The sequence below is a fragment of the Roseovarius mucosus DSM 17069 genome, from assembly GCF_000768555.3.
Taxonomy (GTDB): domain Bacteria; phylum Pseudomonadota; class Alphaproteobacteria; order Rhodobacterales; family Rhodobacteraceae; genus Roseovarius; species Roseovarius mucosus.
On the sequence record NZ_KN293984.1, the window covers coordinates 62923 to 81995 of the forward strand.

Sequence of the window (19073 nt, forward strand, 5' to 3'; positions counted from 1 at the left end):
TTCTATCTGTCCGCGAATTTGAGCGCCGAGGGCAACGGGGGAAAGCGGCGGCTGCGCGCCGCCCCGTCGATGAACTTGGCATCGAACGGCTGGTTGAGGTCGGCCCCATCAAACGGAAAGCTGGAGTCCGGGACACGCGGGTAGGTGCCATCGTCCACGGGGGCGATATATTCGGCGGCGCGCTTGGCCTCGCGGGCCAGACGCTTGGTCAGTTCGCGCGCCTCTTCATCACTGGACAGGATACGCGGGCGCAGCATCACCAAGAGGATGCGCTGGTTCTGATTGGTCGAGCGTCCCTTGAAGAGCCGCCCGAGAAGCGGCAGTTCGCTGAGACCCGGCACGCGTTGGTTGACCGAGCCAGAGCCATTTTCCAAGAGCCCGCCCAGCATGATGACATGCCCGTCGCGCACCAGCACGTTGGTCGAGAGTTCACGTTTGGAGGTGATCTCGCCCCCTGCCGCCGAGGCGGCATTGGTGAGGTTCGACACCTCTTGGTTGATCTCAAGGCGCACAGTGTTGTCGCGGGTGATCTGCGGCGTGACGGTCAGGGTCAGACCCACGTCCTGCCGCTGGATGGTCTGAAAGGGCTGTTGCGGCACGGCGCTATCGCCCACGGTGGAGAAACTGCCGGTCACGAAAGGCACATTCTGCGCGACGATGATTTCCGCCTCACGATTGTTGAGCGTGAGAATGGAGGGGGTCGAGAGCAGTTTGGTCGAGCTTTTGGAGGCAAGCGCCGCGAGAAAACCGCCGATGCCGCTCTTGTCAAAGGCCGCGATGCTGCCGCCGGTGCCGCCGCCTTGCGGGGGATTGCCCGCAAGCACCGTGCTGACAAGGCTGGTCAGGGTGGGACGGCCCTGAATGGCAAATTCGACACCGCCCACGGTGGCCCCGTCGATGACGCCGCCGAACTGGAAGGAGAGGTCGGAAAAGCTCTCGACCGAAAGCTCGAAAATCACGGCCTCGATCAAAACCTGATCGGGGCGTTGATCCAAGCCCAGAACCGCATTGGTGATCGAAGCAATCCGGTCCGTAGGTGCGGTGATGATGAGCGCGTTCTGCTGTTCCTCGGCAACGATGGTGATGCCGCCGGGGGCTGACGCCGCGGGCGCGCTTCCGTCCGCCGGGGCCTCTGGCGCGCCGAAACTCTGGCGGATCACATTGGCCAGATCGGCGGCATTGGCATAGTTGAGATGCACCACCTCAGTTGCGATGCTGCGCTGCGGCTTGTCGAGTTCGGACACCACATCGCGCACACGGTCGCGGAATTCCGGCGTGCCCGACACGATGAGCGCGTTGGAACGCGGATCGGCCGACAGGCTGGAGCCCTGAGGGGTAATCGACAACGCGTTGATGACGCCGAGCATTTCGGCGGCCTTGCCATTGCGCAGGGGGATGGTTTCAATCGCGTTGCGGCTGGGCGTGTCGAGCCGGTCGACAAGCTGCACGATGCGTTGGAAATTCTCGCGACGGTCCGAGAGGATCATCAGCCCCGAATCCGGCACGGTCGACAGCACCGCTTCGGCGGGCAAGAGGGGGCGGATCACCTCTGCGACCTCATCGACGGCGCTGTTGCGCACGGGGATCACCCGTGTCTCGAAATCGCCGCCCAGCCGCGCGCGCGCATCCCCCGGCGCCAATTCGCGGGCAAGGTCGATGGGCACGATCCGGTCGGTTTCAGCACCTTCGACAATCGTCAGACGGTTGAGTTCGAGGACGTTGAGGAAAATCTCGTAGATGGCGGAGGGTGTCACCTGATTGGGCGCAACCACGGTCACGGTGCCCTGCACCCGTTCGTCAAGAATGAAATTGCGCCCTGTGGATTGCGCAACGATCTGGACGAAATCGCGCAGGCTGGCATCGCGCAGATCAAGCGAGACCTGCGCCACCGACAGGCCGGGCCAAGCGCAGCAGAGCATCGCCACAAGGGCCAGACGTTTAAAAAATTGCATATGTATAATTCAGGAACATCATTGGGTGATATCTCCTGCCTTTTCATGACTGCCTCAGGCCACCACTGCTCTGACCGGCGGTTTGGACCTCTGTGGTCAGACTACCCGATTTGATGTGTCGTTTCCATTGGAAAGACGGGCTGACGCAGGAATGTCCCAAAGCGTGTTTTTTTAGGCAATTCACGGATTTTTCATGGCTCGCACCGCATGGGGCATGGTAGGTTCCTGACCAAAAGGGCAGGAGCAGTTCACCAATGCCGATTTCAAACAAGCCTTTGCTATGTCTGGCAGTTCTCATGGCGCTCGCAGGCTGTGAACCGGGTACGATCAGCGAAGGCGCGGATTTTCAGCGCAAATACAGCTCTGCACGCAAGGCGCTGGAGCAGGGCAATTATGACAGTGCCATTCGCAGTTATGCGGCGTTGATCCAGACAGCGGGGCCGCTTGAGCCGCGTCTCAGGCTGGAATACGCCCACGCCCTCTTGCGGGCGAGCCGCTATGACGAGGCGGCACAAGTGGCCGGCGCGCTGGCGGCAGGCAGCAAAGGCAGCGACCGCGCGGCGGCGCTGGCGGTGAGCGGCACGGCGCAGCACGAAAGCGCCTTGGCGGACCTCGGCGCGGGGCGCACGGGGGCCGCGACCGTGGCCAAGCTGCGCGCAGCCGATGCCGCGCTCAAGGAGATGCTGGCGATTGACGACAGCCTTGATCCGCTGGGGGCCATGGCCAGCCGCCGGGCGGATATTGCCCGGGACCTCAAGCGTTTGGGGGCAGGCGGTTAGGGCGTGTTGCGCTCACTCGAAACCGCACCCGTCCCGGGCTTGACCCGGGACCCCGCCAAGGCAGCGTGGAGGCCCCGGGTCAGGCCCGGGGCGATGTGACGAAGATAAAGACCTATCAGAAGAGCGGCCAACCTGCGCCAAGGTCGATATCGCGGGTGATCTGCCAACCGTTGTCCACTGCCTCGCCGGACTGATCCAAGGCGCGCAGCCAGCCCACCGGCAGCTCGCCCACGGGGTCAATGCGCAGGTCAAGCTGTGCCATGGGATCGCCAAACCGCCCAGAGAGCGTGCCGCGCGCGTGGATCACGTCGCCGGTGAGAGAAAAGGGCGCGCGCCATGTGCCGGCATCCGACGTCAGAACCGCCTCGGCCGTGCCAATCTCTACGCCATTGATCCGCGCGCCGGACCAATCGATGACGGCGCCGAGCCGTGTCAAGCGCCGGTCCGGCAGGGTCAGATCCGCGCTTAGCCCCTCTGCCAGAACCCGTCCGCCAAGGGGCCAGCCGTCGATGAGCGCGGGCCAATCGCCGAGCAGGATGTCCAATCGCCCGCCGCGAAGCTCTGCCTGATCGAGCGCAAGGGGGAGCGTAAGCGCCCCCTGCCCCGACAGCCCCGGTCCGGACAGCGCGACGAACCAGCGCCCGCCCAGACCCTCGACCTGGTCAAAACGCCAGGTCACATCGCCCGCGACCGGCCAAGGCAGCATTTGCAGGCCCCGCCGCTGACCACGCCAGAGCGAAGAGTGATCCTCGGCCCCAGCGAGCCAGTCGGGCACCAGCCCCGGTGCCGCGCTGCGCAGGTGGGTCAAGCGCCCTTCGCTGAGTGCAGCCAGCGCAAGGCCAAGAACGAGGCCCAGAAGGATCAAAAGCAGACGTTTCATTGCAGCGGCACCAGACGCAGATCGGCGGCCACCACATCGGTGCGCGCGCCGCGTTCAAAGGTAAAACCCGCCAGATCATAGCCCCATGTATCGTTCTGCGCGGTCAGCCATTCGGCCAACTGCGTAAAGCGCACCGCGTCGAACCGCAGGGTGATGCCGCCGTCTGCCGCGTTGGCCAGTTCGGTGGCCGCTTCGCGCAGGCGCGCATCGCGCAGGCTGGCCTCGATCCCGCTGATGCCGATGGGGCTGGTGGCGCGCGTCACTTGGGGCCGCTGGCCGGCGTCCCGCGCCAGCGTGGCAAACTGCACCGCCTGATCGGCCACCCAGAGTTCGGTCGCGCGCGCCTCGGCCACGGCGGCGCGGGCCGCCTCGCGCGATTGGGCCAGAGGCAGGGCGATGCCATAGACCGCGCCAACCGGCAGCGCGATGAGTGCCAATACCGCGACGAGCCAGCGTTCGCGGCGGCTGAGCCCCAGCAGAAAGCCGGTCAATCTGTCCATCAGGGCGCTCATCGCTTGGGTCCGCCTTCGGTTACGGCCATGGCGAGCACCGCCTCGACGCCGGTATTCTCGCGGGTGACGGATTGGGCGACACGCGCCTCCGCGCCAGCATTGCGCAGGTCACTGACGAGCGCATCGAGCGCCGCGAAGTCGCTGATCTGCAGGTCGATCACCAGCCCCGCGCCGGGTTGATAGCTGACTCGCGTGATGGTGGTTTCGTGATTGGCCATCACCGCCCCGGCGCGGCGCAGCACATCGAGCGGGCGCGCCTCGGACTCGACTTCAGAGCTGGCGTTGCGGGCGCGGTCCATGACCTGTGCGACCTGACTGCGGATGTCGAGAATGGGGCCAGTGGGGATCATCACCTGCCGCAGGATGCGTTCGGCGTTCTGGCGATAGGCCAATCCTTGTGCATCGAGGGCGCGGGTTTCGATCATCGTGGCGGCGATCCAGCCGACAAGACCAAGCATCGCCAGTGCCAGAGGCAGGCGCAGGCGGCTGAGGGTGCGGCGCATTTCGGCGCGCTCGGCGCCCGGGTCGCGGGCGAGATCGAGCGCGAGTTCGTTATGGGCAAAGCGGGTGGGCGCGGCCACGCCATGCGCCGCGAGATCGCCGGGATCGGCGCAGATCGGCAGGTTCAGCCCCGCGAGAAGCGCATCAATCGCGGGTTGTTCGGGGCCTTGGCGCAGGATGGCGCGGGGGGCCGCCCGCGCGCGCGGCCTCTTGCAGCAGGGCAAGGGCCAGATCCGGTTCGGCGCCAAAGCCGTCCTCGGGGCCAAGGCGGGCGATGACGGCGGTCTCGGTTGTCTCGATCACCCAGAGATCGGGGGCCGCCGGCAGGCAGAGGTAATCCGGCAGCACCGCGCGGCACAGCGGGGCAAAGAGCCCGAGCGCATGCAGCCAGTCGCGCCGGTCGCCCGCATCGGTCAGCAAGAGGCGCGTCCATTGGTCGGGGGTGGCCCCAAGCCGTGCGGGGCGAATATCGAGCCCCGTCTCGGTGCCGCCATAGGCATCGCGCAACTGGCGGCGGGCCACGCGGTCACGGGCCTGCCCCTTGAGCGCGGTCGGCAGATCGAGCGGCACCAGCGGCGCGGCCATCCCCGGCACCGAGGCCACGAAAGGCCCGCGCGGCGGCGGCACATCGCCGGTCAGGTCATGGACCGGCAAGGGCGCTGTCGTGCCGCGCGATTTTCGGGTGAGGGTCAGGGTCATTGGGTGACGGTCCGGCGGTGTCTGAGGGTGACGGCCCCGGTCAGCGTGGAGCGTTCGACTGTCAGGATGCGGCTTTGGATGCGCCCGTCAAGCCTTACATCGAAGCGCGCCTCGAACCAATCGGAGGCCGTGACAAAGCCGCCATCGGGCGCCAGGGATTGCGTGATCACGCGCGGGTGCAGCAGGGTCTCGGCGCGGGTCGTGAAATCCTCGCGGTCAGCAAAGGGCACGCGGCCGCGTTCCGCGATCAGCAGGGCTATTCCGGCGGGATTGGTGCCGGGCAGCATCGCGCCCAGAACCTCGGGCGAGGTGGTGTTGACATTGAGACCGCCACCGGGGGGCAGAGCCGCCACATAGGGCAAGAGCCGGGCATAGGCCTCGGCGGTCATGCCGTTGACGAGGCGCAACTCTTCGATCCGGTCGAGCGGCGCGCCCGCAGGCAGGATGGGCAAGGGGCGGCTGGCATATTCGGCCGTTTGGGCCGGGCCGCGTGCCTGAATGAACCCGGCGATTTCGCGGCCAAGCGTCAGCGGAAGGCCAAGGCTGGCCAAGAGCCGGTCAAAGGATTGCACCGCGTTGATATCCGACGGGTCGCTCAGGCTGTTGATATTGTAGCGCCCTTGCAGATCGGTAATGGTGCCGGTCATCTGGGCGCGGTCGATATCGGCCTCGAACCCGGCCAGCGACCAGCCTTCGAGCAGATGGTCAAGGTTCTGGTCGCGTTCCCAATCACCGCGCAGCACCGGGTCGATCAGCCATTCGGCGGCGTCGAGATGCAGTGCCGCCTGCTGGCTGACTTGCAGGTGTTCGACGCGGGTGCGGCTGGTTTCGGCACGCAGCATGAGACCGGCGGCCACGGCTGAAATGGCAGCGACCAGAAGCAGCGCATTGAGCAGTGCGACACCGCGATCCTGTGCGCCGGGCCGGGTCATGGATAGGCCACCACGATGCGCAGCGGGCCATAGGCCAGCGACTCGATTTCCACTTCGATGGCTTTGGGCAGGGCGGGGCGTGGGACGAGATCGGGCACGCCCCAATCCGTGACCCAGCCCTCTTCGGGTCCGGCATAGGCACGCAGGCGCAGGCCCGCGACCCGTTCAAACACGGTGGTTTCCGGGCCGCGTGCCAGATCAGACGCGGGGCGCAGCACCGGCCAGATCTGGCGTGTGAGGCGGTCGGCGTCGCGGTCATGGCGCCAGATCACGCGCGCCTGACCTGCCGCCTGCACCTCGGGCAGAACGGCGCGCCCGGCGGTCGAGAGGGTGAACCACCCGGCAGGCCCGGTGAGGTCGAGAAAGGCCGGTTCCGGATCGAGCGCCCCCGGCGACAAAAAGGGCAGTGCGGCAGCGGATTTGAGATCTTCACGCAGAAGCGTAAGGCCACGCGCAAGGGCCGCCGCCTGTTCATCGGCATCGGTCAGACGGTCGCGGGCGCGCATCATGCCGCTGAGCGCCTGAAGCCCCATGACCGCGACAAGGGCAAAGATCGCCAGCACCGCCACCAGTTCAAGCAGTGTCAGACCCCGGTCTGCCCTGACGGAGCGGGTCATCGCACCACCTCGGTTTGAGCGATGACGACCAACCGCGCGCCGGGCTGATCGGGGGCGCGTGCGATGATCGTGGCCTCGGTGAAACCGGCGCGGGTCGTGGCCTCGGTGATCTCGAGCTGCCATTGATGGGGGCCGAAAGTGACGCTGCGCGGCAGGGTCGCGGCCTGTCGCGCGCCGAGGAGGCGGTATTCCTCGGCCCGGTTCAGCGCCACCTCAAGCGCCATGACGCGCGCCGCCTCGCCGCCCAAGGCGCGGCCTGCCTGATCGGCGCTGCGCAGCGCGGCGATGGTGCCAAGAGAGAGCACGAAAACCGCGATCACCAGTTCCAGAAGGGTCACACCGCGATCCGTCATGTCGCCTCGCACTCAAGACCGAGAAGCCCGGCAGAACGGCAGCGATTGAGGGTGTCGTTGCCGATGAAGGTGACTTCGAAGCGGCTGACCTGACCGTCGGGCAGAAAGGTGATGTCAGGGCGCGGGGCACGCGGCAATTCGCGCGGCAGGAGCGCGCCCTCGGGCCCCTCAAACCGCGCTTCGCCACGGAATTTCTGTTCCCGACCAAGCAGTTGCCATCCGTCCTCTGTCGCGCCGGGTGCGGGTGGCACAAGCACCTGCCAGCCACCGGGAACAAGGATGATCCCCTGCGGGGTGGCGCTCAGGATAGCCGCATCGCGCAGGCGGTCGTAGGCGGCGGCAAAGCGGATCACGTCGCCTTCGCCCCGGCTGCGGTCTGTGATGGAAAAGGTCGCCGTGACCGAGAGCACGGCAATCACGGCCACGACCACGACCATTTCCAGAAGGGTAAAGCCAGCCTCGGGATCGGTGGTTATTCGCCCCATGACCCTATATCCGCGTCGGGGCCGGTGCCCCCTGCGACCCCATCCGCCCCGAGCGTGAAGATGTCAAATTCGTCATGCACGCCCGGTTGCAGGTATTGGTATTCATTGCCCCAAGGGTCCTGTGGCAGGCGGTCGATATAGCCGTTGGCGGCATAGTTGGAGGGAACGGGCGCTGCGGTCGGGGCCTCGACCAGCGCGCGCAGCCCCTGTTCTGTGGTCGGATAGCGGAAATTGTCGAGCTTGTAGAGCTTGACCGCCCCCGCCAGAACCGCAAGGTCCGATTGCACCCGCGCAGCGCGGGCCTGATCGGGTCGGTCGATAATGCGCGGCATCACGACAAGCGCCAGAATGGACATGATGACCACCACGACCATCAGTTCGAGCAGTGAAAAGCCAGCATCGGCAGACGCGCGGGGCGAGCGGCGTGACACATTGATTTGCATGGTAAAATCTGTCCGTAAATGCGTATAGACTACGTGATGAATCATAGAGTAAGCGCAACGCCCTGACAATCGCCGCTGTGGCCCCTGCCCCGTTTTTCCCGCATTGGAGGTCCTATGCCTGCAACCGCCCCTCTCGCCTTTTTCCTGATCTTGACTGGGGCGGCGATGGGATCGTTTCTGGCAGCCTGGGCAGACCGGTTGCCACGGGACGAGAGCATTGTCGGACCGCGCTCGCGGTGCCGGTCTTGTGGCGTGCGGATCGGGGCAGGCGATATGGTGCCGGTTCTGTCCTGGCTGTGGCTGGGAGGGAAGTGCCGGTCCTGTGGCGTGCACATCCCCAAGCGGGTGTTTTACACCGAAGTGGCCGGCATGGCGCTGGCGGTGCTGGCGGTCTGGGTCGCGCAATCGCCGCTGCACATGGTTTTGGGGGCGCTCTGGCTCTGGCTGTTGATGGGGTTGGTTCTGTGCGATCTGGCTGCGTTTCGATTGCCGGACGGGTTGACCGGACCGCTCTTTCTGACCGGATTGCTGATGGCGTGGGAAGATCCGGGCCGCGATCTTTGGGGCGCGCTTGTGGGAGCAGCGACCGGAGCGGGGGCGTTTCTGGCGCTGCGGATCGGCTATAGGATGCTGCGCGGCCGCGAGGGGCTGGGGCTGGGCGATGTCAAGCTGATGGCGGGGATCGGGGCCGGTCTGGGGGCGATGGCGCTTCCGATTGTGACGTTAGTGGCCGCCGTTCTGGCGATGGGGATGGCCGGGGTCATGGCGCTCTGGCGTGGCGCGCGGCCTGAGGGCGATCTGGCGATTGCCTTTGGGGCCTATCTCGCGGCAGCAGCCGGATTGGTCTGGCTCTGGCCACTGATCTGAGAAAGCACGGCCCCGAAAAAGCGTGAGCGGCAGGTTTCCCCACCGCCCACTACGCACCCTTAGGCCCATTACTCAAAACCTAGGGTACGATCCAATCACTGACAACACGATACCCCACGCGCTCTTCTGGAACGAGTTGCGCAATGTATGCCCCTTTGGACGCAAAGCGCTGTCCCGGCCCCAGGCCGAGTTCCGGATGCGTGCCGGGGTTCAGTTCATTTTCGGCCTCATGCTCAATGATTTCAAGCACATAATCGCGGTAGAAATCATCAATTGCGTGCATGAGACCGAATTGGATCATGGTCAGCGCATAGTATGTTTGCAGCTGAATACGGGGATGTGTGACCGCAAGCCGTCGTGTGTGCATCCAACCGCGAATGCGGTATTTGCGCGGGTGGTAATGTTCTGGCTTGTCATAGGGCCAAACCAGCCGGACCTGTTCCACAAGAGCCGGTGAAAAGGCCGCCAGCGCCGGTTCCTTTGCCGCAGATGGCAGGAAAATCCGTGCATTGGGGGGCGGGTTTTCGGCCAGAACCGCGACCGCCTCTGCCACATTCTGAGGCCATATCACCAAGGTCGACTCTGGGTCTTGCGCGGCAATCGCTGCGCGCAGTCCCTCGGCCCCTTCGTAGCTGAGACTGTCGAGCGCGGTCCCGGGAAGGACCATTTCCATCGTCTTGGCAAAGCCCTCGGCCGGGCGGGTCCCTTGGGGGCCGGTGCCATGCAACTGCACGACGCGGGCCGGGGCCTTGTCCTGATCCCCAAGATAAAGCGCAAGGGCCTCGGCCTCGAGTGTCAGGCCACGATTGAAGAAGACGGAATAACCATAGCGCCCTTCGCCCGGGGTGGGCAGTTCAGCATTGGGAAAGATGCAGGGCAGGCGTTTTGCGTCGCAGAACGCACCGATTTCATCCCAGGGCCCCTCAACCAACCCGCTGACGGTCGCGAACACCGGCTGTTCGGCATATTTCGCCTCAAGCTGGGCGCGCCATGTCTCGGGCGGCCCTTCGAGTCGCCAGACATGCAGGTTCCAGTAGCGATAGGCGGAAATGAAATTCGAACGATAGTTGGGCGAGAAGGTCGGATTGCGGGTATCACCTTCGGTGTCCTTGTTCATCCACTCGAAAAACAGCTCGAGCGTGCGGATCATGGCATCCGCCGCCGCCGGATCGGCACCGGGGTCGATGATGGTGGCAAAATGGATGTCGTGGTCGGTCACGCCGGGGTCAATCTCGACTGACAGCGTCTTGAGGAAGGCAGAGAGGTTGGCCACATCCTGTGGGGTGAGGTCATAGCGCGGCATGATCGGATCGAACACATGCCCGCCCGCATCCACCCCGTCCTTGAGCGCACGGGCGAGCAGCTCGTCATCATAGGCCGGGCGCATACGCGGCGCGCGCACCCGCGCCCAGAAACCGGGGGGTTGCACCTCCTGATAGAGGTCCTTGAAAATGCGGTTGCGGTTCGGCGTCTTTTTCTCGAACAGAACAGAGCCAATGATGGGCGGCACGTAATTGCCGCCTTCGGAGGTGCCAAAACCGCTGGGACGGTGGCAGTTGACACAGGAAAATTGCGAGCCCGAAACCTTGACGTCGCCCTGTGTCACACCGTTGATCGGTTGGCCGTCGGCACCGATCCCCTCCCAATACAGTTTGCGGCCAAGTTCGGCATCGCCCGCCTGCCCTGCCCCGGCCCAAAGCGGGACGGCGGCGAAGGCGAGAGCCAATCCAAGACGCCGAACCGTGGCGCGAAAAGCTGGGAAGCGCATCAATTCACCTCAGGATGCAGCAATTTGCTGTATTCCTCTGCAAGTTCTTCGGACCCAAGCAGACCTTCGAGCCGGAGCCACGGGGCGTCCTTGTTCGCGCGCAGGAAGGTGAGCGGGCGGTGATACATCTTGTTGTCACCCTTATAAACCGCATCGAAGGCGCGCACGACGGTGAAGATGTCGTCGAACTGGCCTGTCAGCATGACCCAGTTCTCGCGGGCGGCGTGCAGGTCTGCATACTCGCGCAGGCGCGTGGGCGTGTCGTATTCCGGGTCGATCGAGATCGAGACCATGAGGTAGTTGTCGTCGATGGCGACGAGGTCCTCTTGGGTCTGGCCAAAGGTCGCGCTCATCACCGGGCAGATGGTGGCGCAACTGGTGAAGATGAAATTGAGCAGAACCGGACCGTCAAAATCCAGCAAGTCCACAAAGCTTACCTTCTTGGCGAATTGATTGCGAAGCGTGACATCGGGCATCTGATAGTCTTGCAGACTGCGCTTGTATTGAAAGCCATCGGGGCTCATCGCGATGCCAAGGGTGTTTTGATCGTCCATCCCGAGATGGTCGGGCATACGGTGTCCAGCGGCGGCGTGGGCGTCGTGGCCCTCGGCCTGCATGGCCTGATGCGCCGAATGATTGCTATGATCGTCGGTCATGGCACCGCTGTGATCATGGCCCTCGGTCTGGGCACCATGATCCATTGAATGGCCGGTGTGATCGGCACTCGTGGTCGCGCTGTGATCGTGACCTTGGCTATGGTCTTCGGTTTTGGTGTGGCCGGAATGATCGGCCGAGGCAGGGGCCGCGAATGCCAAAAGCGCCAGGCTGAGGGCACAGGCGGGCGCGATCCATGGGGCAGCTTTGGTCTCGTTCATTTCAAGTCTCCGTCGAGAAAGTAATGTCTCAAAATGAGAGAGGCACCGGCGGCTGGGATGCCGCCGGAACCTTTTTCAGATCAGTCGCTTAGTGGATCGACCACACGGCGACATCATGGTGCAGCGCGTCGAACTGGTACATCCGCAGACGTGCAGAGGGCTCGTAGCTGAAGGTCACTTCGAGGTGGTGTTCCCCGATGCCATCGACATTCACATACTCGTTCATTTCCTGCTGCATGCCGCCCCAAGCGAACTCGGAATTGCCGCGGCCTATGCCATTGCCATTGGAAACCTGCCAGACCGTATCGTTGACAGGGGTCTTGGGCGCATCAGCCGGAGGTGTTGCCGGCGGGACGGGGATCGGTCCGCCCCCTGCGACATGGATCCAGAAGTAGTTCCGGCCAAAGGTGAAGAGAGGTCCGGCACCGCCGCTGGGCAGGGTGTTGTGGAAGGTATTTTCCCAGCCACGCAGACCGCCGAAGTCCACCAGAACATAGGCGTGAACAAAGTAGTCGCCATTCAGAAGCTGAATATTGACCTTGTCGCCGCGCTTTTTCCAAGGGCCGTTGAACATCCGCACCTGAGATGTGCCGTCGTGATCCTTAATCTGACCGTAGATGGTGTTGTTGAGGAACAGAACGGTGACATCCGCATCCTCGGCCATTTCATAGCCGGTGGGCAGGTGGTTGCGGTTCCGCCAGTCATAGAAGGCCTGACGGATCAGGTGCATCTGCGCCTGAACGATCGAGCCATTGAGACCACCACCAAAGTGCTTGTTGCGGCGGTTGATGGTCATGCCGGCCATTTCACGGAACATCTGCCACATGCGCTTGGCCGGGGCGGTGTCGCCGATCATGGCGATTGCATCCAGCTTCGCCTGTTCGCTGGCGCGCGGGTTTTCACCGAATACGCCAATCTCTGCGGTGTTGCGCAATGCGCCGTTGCGCAGCGGAACGCGCATGTTCTCGACCACCTGAACCCGCGGCGGGTGCTGACGCCAGCCCCAGTGATAGCTGAGGTTCCAGAAGCGTGCCGGGGGCATCTTCATGTTGAGCGTATACTCAAGACCCTCTTGCATCGGGAAGAAGGTCTGGTCCATGCCGATGTTGGGAACGCGCGGGAATGCGGTGCCACCAGCGGTCATGTCCGGTCCACCTTCGGGGGTGAAGTCGAACTCTGTCCAGTCATCGAAGAACATCGCATAGGGGGCAAAGTCTTCGTGGCCGCGGTTGAGGATCTTGACGACGTAGTGGATCGTCCATTCCTCATCCGTCACAGCGATCGGGTCGATATAGTTTGCGTCGGCTTCGATATGGCTGTCATACCAGATCTGGTTGATAGTGACCGACTTGGTCTCAGGATCGACCGCTTTGGTCTTGATGCCACCGAGATAGTGCAGCAAGGGGAAACCTTCGTATTCCCGTTCGCTGAAACGACCCTTGAGCTCGTTGCCCTCGATGATGTCGACAGCGCGGCTCGCAAGGGTGCGCAGGGTCGCGGGATTGACCCGGCGCGGATAGTTGTAGCAGTGCCGATTGCCGCGGAAAGTCCGGCAAATCTCGTGCGGCTCCGACATCGCCTCGATCCGGTCCATGATCCAATCAAGGTCATCGGTGGGCGAGGTCTTGTCGATCTGCCGTGTCACCGGATCGTCGTGCAGGTTGTAGGGGTTGTCCGGTGTCGAAGGCAGGGTGTTGGGGATTTCATTGCCCCGACAGGTTTTGGCGTTCTCGTAGATGGTCGGCAGCAGGTTGGTCGGATTGGGACCAAAGCTGTCACCCTCGGGGAAAACCGAGTAGCCGTCCGCCGTCAAGAGCGTTGTCGTATTGCCAACAGTCGTGCGCGTCTCGAATGGCACGCGCGGCTGCTGACCACCGTTGGCATGTCCCGACACGTTGCAGAACATGTTCAGGTCGAAGGGTGTCTGGGCCCAAGCGGGCGCCCCCCCAACCATGGCCGAAGCGGGCAATGCCATCACCGCGGCCAGTCTTATGGATTTACGAAACATTTTCATTGTCTCCGATTCAAAATACTGTTCTGGCGCCCCGGTTTCCCGGGGCCCGGGATCAGACTTCGCGGTTGTGGTTGCGCGTATCTTTCAGATCGAACACGCGCGGACCGGCCCGGCGCAGCTTTTCACCGACTTTCGGCGCAGGCTGCGGCATGACCCAGGTGACACGGTTGGCGGCATCGTCGGCCCGGATATCCCAGGGGAACGATCCCCAGAGACCGGCGCTGCCGTTGCCGTAGAACACCACGTCCACCTTGCGCTTGCCGGGCAGAGTCGAATGACTCATGCGATACATCCGGAAGGCAAGGTCGGCGCAATGCTGCGGCGTCCCGGTCAGGAAATGCCAGCCCTTGGGCGCACCGAGTTCCGAGGCATAGGCCTGCATGCGTGCAGGGGTGTCATGCTCGGGATCGCGGCTGATCGAGTACACGAAAACATCGCGCCCGACCTTGTCGCCCAATTCTGCAACCACGTCAGCCATACGGCGGGTGATCGGGAAATGGCCTTCGTCCTTGAGGCTCATGAAGTGCATCATCACGACCTTGTTCTCGATGAAGCCCTCATAGAAGGACATCCCGAGACCGTCCTGATTGACCATCATCACATTGGGGAACGAATCGTTCACCGCCGAGTTGATGACCCCACCGCTGTTCACCGGATTGCAGAGCACCGGCATGTCGTTGGGGTGCAGGTTCGTCTTGGTATCGCGCAGTTTCGCGAGTGCGGCTTTGCGGGCCTCATCGGCGCGCTCTTTGGAGTTACCCGGCGTGGTGTAAAACCCGGCGGTCATCCCAGCAGCCGCCGCGACCGGAAGACCGGCCAAGAATTGACGTCTGTTTGTCATGTCTTTTCCTCTCATTTTCAGAGAATTCCTAGAAGGATTTCCGCTCAGTCACCCTGACCCGGCTCCACGATATCCCAGCGCATCATCATTGCGTGGTCTTCGTGCACGACGTTGTGGCAGTGCATCACGTGCTTGCCAAAGAAGTCGCGCCAGCGGCTGAAGAATGTCACCTCGTCACCCGGCCCGAGCGAGACCACGTCCTTGCGGGCACGCTCTACCGCACTTGGCGGACGACCGTTGACCTCGAGGATCTGGAACTCTTCGAAGTGGGTATGAACCGGGTGCGCCCAGGCTGTGCCCTCGTTGCGGAAGGTCCAGATTTCGGCAGAACCCTGCTCGATCTTGGCATCCACACGGTTGGGATCCATCAGGCGACCGTTCACCGTCCAAAGGCCGTTGTCGTAGTCGAATACGAACAGGCGCTTGCGGCGGACTTCGGACATGCGGATTTCCGGAAGCTTGCGCATGGTGGCAGGAACGCGCGACGGATCGGGCTTCTTGCGGCCTTTGCAACGGAATTCCATGACGGGCATCATGTTCTCGCCTTCCAGCGTAAAGCCGGTCGGACCTGCACCATCGCCGCGGATTTCCAGATCGTTCCAGACCTGGACCTTGTCGCCATTCTTGTACTTCGAGAAGTCGATGATGACGTCAAAGCGGTTGGCGATCCAGAGGTCGATCTTGGGTTCGACCAGCGGGGCCTCGAGCAGGTTGCCGTCATTCGACAGCACGATGAAGTCGTCAAAATAGGGCTCGCCACGACCGGGCTTCGGCACGACCTTAAGCACCAGACGATAGAGACGCGACGGGCCGCCGTTGAGGAAACGGAAGCGATACTTGCGACGGTCCACATCGAGATAGGGCTGGATGATCCGGTTGACCGTGATCTTGTCGCCCGTCATGCCCTGCGTGGTGTATTGCAGGCGGTTGGAGTCGAACGTATCGGGCGTGCCCTGAGAGTTGCCGACCTCGACAGGTGCCGGGCGCGCTTCGGGATGCGGCGACGCACCATCGGGCGAGAAGAAGTCCCAGATCACCTGACCGTTGGGCTGGAACATGACATCGTGCAGGATCAGCGGAATGTCATATTTGCCCGAGGGCAGACGGAAGGCGCGCGGATTGCGATCCCGCTCGTTGTTGGAATCGCGCTCGTCGAAGATCAGGTAGAAGCCCGAAAAGCCCGCATACACGTTGGTGGCGGTAAAATCGAGCCGGTGATCGTGATACCACAGGGTATTCATGATCTCGGGGTTGTCGTAATCCCAATTGAACGGCGTACCAGCCGGGATGTTGGCGTAATGGTGATCCCAGAATTCGCCGGGATTGAAGAAGTCCTGCGGAATACCGTCCGACTCGGACGCGGTATGGCCGTTGTGCAGGTGGATGGTCGGCGAGGGCAACGCAAAGGTCACATTGCCGGCACCCACAGTGGGCAGCAGGTTGTTGCGCCGCAGGAAAACCGGCTCGCCGTAATAGGCGTGATAGGTTTCACCCGGCGTGATGCCGTTAAAGCCCCAGTGCCAGGACCCGACGTCTGGATCGCCAGCACGCCCGACAACGCCCTCGGTGCCGTCGCCATACGGGGGCTGCCAGTGATACTTCCACCGGAATTCGGTCATCACTTCTTCGTAATGCTTTTGCGGCGGGAAATCGTCAAAGCGCTGGTGGCGCTCGGGCTCGATCGGCGGGTCGTAGGTGTTGGGATTGACCGGCTGCGCGATCGGCATGATGTTCAGCGGGGCCGTGAATGGCTCGACCGCCGGGCTTGATTGCACGACAATGCTCGGCTCAAAAGTGTCGGGGAATACCAGGCCGGTTTGCGGCAACCCTTCCGCGGCACTGTCCGGCCACTGCTCGATCTCGACCGCTCCGGCCTGCGATGCCGCCACAGTGGCACCCGCAGCCCCAAGGCCGAGCTTTAATGCGTCTCTTCGTTTCATGCTTTGTCCTCCAGCAGAAAAAGCTTGCGAAAATTACCAGCGCCACGCTCCAGACATGACGCCATCAACCCCGCGCCAGACATGCCGCGAGAAAGGAGGGCCGGAGCCCCTGTAAGTCAGCGACCGTTCAGGCCGCCCTATGTCAGTTTCGAGCGAACTCGATATGCGAGAGATTACAGGCCGGTAGAGGTGAGTAATGTTTGGCCCGCGCGGATCAGTGATCCGCAGATTTTGGGTTAATAGATTTGAGCAATTGCTCCCCGTTCAGCGCACAAAACCGCGCCCTATTGACATTGGCAGTAACGTCAAGAGCGCCAAAATGACGCGCCTGACACTGCTAGCTCAACACAAAATCTTGCGTGGAACAACGATAACATTTTCGTGAGCGGGCCGTAATGTTACTTCATTTGCCGGATTTGCAAGAAGCAAGGTTTCAAACTGCTGATAATAAATGATTTTTTATTTCGCCGGGATGACCGGAAACTGAAACAAATACAGCCGTGGATAGTAAATAGTTTATGAATTTTCGATTTAAAGGGGGGGACGCAAAAAATCGTACCTAGCTGCGCCCGGTGATCCGCACGGAAATGGTGCGCCGTTGACCACCGCGCATGATTTCAACAGCGAATTCATCGGCTTCTGCCAAAAGCTGTCTGGCGTTCACCAGCGTTTCCGGATCGGAAACAGAATAACCGTTGACGCGCAGCACAAGATCGCCACGACGCAGGCCGATCAGGTCGTAAACCTGCCCTTCGCGCACCCATAAAATTTCGGGAAAGACCTCGTTTGCGTTGCTGCCAACCGTGACCATCCGCACGCTGCCCGCGCGCCCCAGAACACGGCGCAAATCGCTGCCGGAAAAGGCGCTGGCCGGAATTTCGGCCTCATCTTCCTGCACGGAGCCATTGACCATCATCCGGGCCATCATTTCGTCGGGCGTTTCCTCAAAGGCGATCAGAACCCGCTCTGTGGCACGCTCGATCCAAACCCCATCAGGAGCGATTTCAAGCACGGTTTCACCGCCGATCAGCCGGTCGCCTGCGCGCACCAGCCGGTCGCCATCCGACGCGGTGAGAATGGCCCAGCCACTCTCGCCCCCCGCGACCAACCCGACGAGGCGGTATTTCTCGACCTTCTTGGCAATGGTCGGGGCCTTGGGCGGATCTGGCACATAAGGGTCAAAGACAGGGGGCCAGCTCTCTGGCAAGGGCGCTTCTGCGGCATTCTCGACAGCGGCCAAGGCGGCGGTGATCTGCACGGGCTGGGGCGGCACGGCCCCACGCCCCAGCAGGGTCAACCCAATCTGGCCTGCGCCAAAGCCGCAAAAGATCGAGGCGGCAAGTGTGAGAAACCCCAGTCCGCGCACAACCTCAGCTCCTGCGCGATGGGTTGCGCGCATGGGGTCTGACAGGGGTGGGACAAGGGGGCATTCTGGGTCAATCCTGCAATAGGTCCGGGCAGATCAAGAAAAGGGCTGTGCGCAACAGCGCGATGATAGCCGCAGGCGCATGGCCCGACAACGGTTTATGCAGGATCGCTGTCCGCCATGGGCTGTGCGCCAAGGGGCAGCGGCCAGTCGGCGGGGTTGGTGCATTCCACCTCGGGACGGGCCAGGAGAATTTGCGCATGGAAATGACCGGTGGTTTCCACACCCTCGGTGTCATGCCCTGCGGCCTGCGCATTGGCGATAGCACGGGCCTGTTCCTCGGGGCTTTCGAACCGGCGGTGGATGAAGGGGGAGATCGGCAGACGCTCGACCACAAGGCCATGGGCGCGCAGCACCTCGGCCGCTTCGGGGCGTTCATTTCCCCGGATAGGCGAGGTCATCACCCAAGGCTTGATCGGGCCGCAGGCCGCCAACATCCGGTCGAGCGCGCGCGGCATGAGTTGGGCCACAGAGCCACATTCGACGATCATGTCACAGCGGGCGAGGTCGGAGGCAAGCGCCGGGGATGGAGACGCCTGCTCGAGGTTTTCGACATAGCCGGCCTGAAAGAGACCAACCGCGCGCCCGTAAGCCACCGCATTGGGCATCACGTCAAGGCCGGTTACATGCAGCACGGGCGCGGGGCGGCGCAGCCACGCCAGCCAGTCACGATCCCAGCCGATCACCTCGTCCGCGCTGGCGCTGTCGAATTCGGGTTGCCGGTAGCGGGCAAAAACCTGTGCCAGGCTCAGATCATGCGCCAAGAGCGCCGAAACGATGCCATAGCTGCTGGCGAAATCCACGATCCGCGCCTGATCAAGACCGCGCAGGCGCATCATCTCGGCCAGCCCTGCCCGAAAGGCCGCGACCGCGTGATGCTGATTGCGATAGCCCAGCCTGTCCATCATGCGGAAATAGGCCCGACAGTCGGGTTGATCATAGGTGTCATCAAAGATGGTGACAAAGCCGGAGCGGGGTGTTTCAGAGAGGGCGGTCATCTAAAGGTCCCTTGGGGATCAGGAGGCACGGGGCCCGGTGTTGGGCAAACTTGCCCCCCACGCCGCGATTTACAACCGAAATCACGTGGAATTTCACAGTTTCGCACGCAAGCGTGACGCGCGCGGCGCCTTTGAAACAATATTTCGCGGCCTTCAGTGGAACGTGACCGGCTGTGCGTGGGCGTTCATTG

The 19073-nt window shown here is 62.9% G+C and carries 19 protein-coding genes; 2 read left to right on the forward strand and 17 right to left on the reverse strand.

Annotated features, from left to right (window positions below):
- Positions 1–2: 2 nt before the first annotated feature.
- Positions 3–1952: a type II secretion system secretin GspD gene (gspD, locus tag ROSMUC_RS15470; protein ID WP_037275178.1), complete on the reverse strand. Its 1950-nt coding sequence runs from the start codon at positions 1950–1952 to the stop codon at positions 3–5.
- 296 nt (positions 1953–2248) lie between these two features.
- On the opposite strand from gspD, the gene ROSMUC_RS15475 reads away from it, so the two are divergent.
- Positions 2249–2731 (forward strand): outer membrane protein assembly factor BamD, encoded by a 483-nt coding sequence (locus ROSMUC_RS15475; protein WP_037275181.1) that lies wholly within the window; start codon positions 2249–2251, stop codon positions 2729–2731.
- A 115-nt stretch (positions 2732–2846) separates the two neighbouring features.
- Here ROSMUC_RS15475 and ROSMUC_RS15480 read toward each other — a convergent pair whose 3' ends face one another.
- Genes ROSMUC_RS15480 through gspG form a run of 9 tightly spaced genes read right to left on the reverse strand, consistent with a single transcriptional unit; the run spans position 2847 to position 8153 of the window.
- Positions 2847–3611, reverse strand: coding sequence for a hypothetical protein (locus ROSMUC_RS15480; RefSeq protein WP_037275184.1), 765 nt, complete (start codon positions 3609–3611; stop codon positions 2847–2849).
- A complete protein-coding gene (gspM, locus tag ROSMUC_RS15485; RefSeq protein ID WP_170062584.1) occupies positions 3608–4111 on the reverse strand; it encodes a type II secretion system protein GspM in 504 nt (167 codons plus the stop codon). Before gspM ends, ROSMUC_RS15480 begins: the two co-directional genes overlap by 4 nt.
- 8 nt (positions 4112–4119) lie before the next feature.
- Positions 4120–4848, reverse strand: coding sequence for a GspL/Epsl periplasmic domain-containing protein (locus tag ROSMUC_RS15490; protein WP_037275190.1), 729 nt, complete (start codon positions 4846–4848; stop codon positions 4120–4122).
- Complete coding sequence (locus tag ROSMUC_RS15495) at positions 4769–5323, reverse strand: hypothetical protein (protein WP_037275192.1); 555 nt, start codon at positions 5321–5323, stop codon at positions 4769–4771. The genes ROSMUC_RS15490 and ROSMUC_RS15495 overlap by 80 nt, the downstream gene beginning before the upstream one ends.
- Positions 5320–6255: a type II secretion system minor pseudopilin GspK gene (gene gspK / locus ROSMUC_RS15500; RefSeq protein WP_037275194.1), complete on the reverse strand. Its 936-nt coding sequence runs from the start codon at positions 6253–6255 to the stop codon at positions 5320–5322. The genes ROSMUC_RS15495 and gspK overlap by 4 nt, the downstream gene beginning before the upstream one ends.
- Positions 6252–6872, reverse strand: a complete 621-nt coding sequence (locus ROSMUC_RS15505; RefSeq protein WP_037275196.1) for a type II secretion system protein GspJ — start codon at positions 6870–6872, stop codon at positions 6252–6254. The genes gspK and ROSMUC_RS15505 overlap by 4 nt, the downstream gene beginning before the upstream one ends.
- A complete protein-coding gene (locus tag ROSMUC_RS20890; RefSeq protein WP_037275198.1) occupies positions 6869–7225 on the reverse strand; it encodes a type IV pilus modification PilV family protein in 357 nt (118 codons plus the stop codon). Before ROSMUC_RS20890 ends, ROSMUC_RS15505 begins: the two co-directional genes overlap by 4 nt.
- Entirely contained in the window at positions 7222–7710 is a 489-nt protein-coding gene (locus ROSMUC_RS15510; protein WP_075571751.1) for a GspH/FimT family pseudopilin, read from the reverse strand. The genes ROSMUC_RS20890 and ROSMUC_RS15510 overlap by 4 nt, the downstream gene beginning before the upstream one ends.
- The gene (gene gspG, locus ROSMUC_RS15515) at positions 7698–8153 is read right to left on the reverse strand and encodes a type II secretion system major pseudopilin GspG (RefSeq protein ID WP_037275201.1); all 456 of its coding nucleotides are present in this window, start codon (positions 8151–8153) and stop codon (positions 7698–7700) included. The genes ROSMUC_RS15510 and gspG overlap by 13 nt, the downstream gene beginning before the upstream one ends.
- A 114-nt stretch (positions 8154–8267) precedes the next feature.
- On the opposite strand from gspG, the gene ROSMUC_RS15520 reads away from it, so the two are divergent.
- The gene (locus ROSMUC_RS15520; RefSeq protein ID WP_037275203.1) at positions 8268–9020 is read left to right on the forward strand and encodes a prepilin peptidase; all 753 of its coding nucleotides are present in this window, start codon (positions 8268–8270) and stop codon (positions 9018–9020) included.
- A 79-nt stretch (positions 9021–9099) separates the two neighbouring features.
- Here the strand turns inward: ROSMUC_RS15520 and ROSMUC_RS15525 are convergent, their stop codons facing one another.
- The 7 genes from ROSMUC_RS15525 to ROSMUC_RS15555 form a co-directional block, all read right to left on the reverse strand.
- Positions 9100–10788, reverse strand: a complete 1689-nt coding sequence (locus ROSMUC_RS15525; protein WP_052115408.1) for a c-type cytochrome — start codon at positions 10786–10788, stop codon at positions 9100–9102.
- On the reverse strand, positions 10788–11663 hold the full coding sequence (locus tag ROSMUC_RS15530) for an SCO family protein (RefSeq protein WP_052115409.1): 876 nt from the start codon (positions 11661–11663) through the stop codon (positions 10788–10790). Before ROSMUC_RS15530 ends, ROSMUC_RS15525 begins: the two co-directional genes overlap by 1 nt.
- A gap of 88 nt (positions 11664–11751) precedes the next feature.
- The gene (locus ROSMUC_RS15535; protein WP_052115410.1) at positions 11752–13638 is read right to left on the reverse strand and encodes a hypothetical protein; all 1887 of its coding nucleotides are present in this window, start codon (positions 13636–13638) and stop codon (positions 11752–11754) included.
- A gap of 91 nt (positions 13639–13729) precedes the next feature.
- Positions 13730–14518, reverse strand: a complete 789-nt coding sequence (locus ROSMUC_RS15540; RefSeq protein ID WP_052115411.1) for an SCO family protein — start codon at positions 14516–14518, stop codon at positions 13730–13732.
- 44 nt (positions 14519–14562) lie between these two features.
- Positions 14563–16458: a multicopper oxidase family protein gene (locus tag ROSMUC_RS15545; RefSeq protein WP_245875202.1), complete on the reverse strand. Its 1896-nt coding sequence runs from the start codon at positions 16456–16458 to the stop codon at positions 14563–14565.
- Positions 16459–17017: 559 nt separating this feature from the next.
- Entirely contained in the window at positions 17018–17857 is an 840-nt protein-coding gene (locus ROSMUC_RS15550; protein WP_037275205.1) for a hypothetical protein, read from the reverse strand.
- Between the two features lie 125 nt (positions 17858–17982).
- Positions 17983–18882, reverse strand: a complete 900-nt coding sequence (locus ROSMUC_RS15555) for a hypothetical protein (protein ID WP_037275208.1) — start codon at positions 18880–18882, stop codon at positions 17983–17985.
- Positions 18883–19073 lie beyond the last annotated feature (191 nt).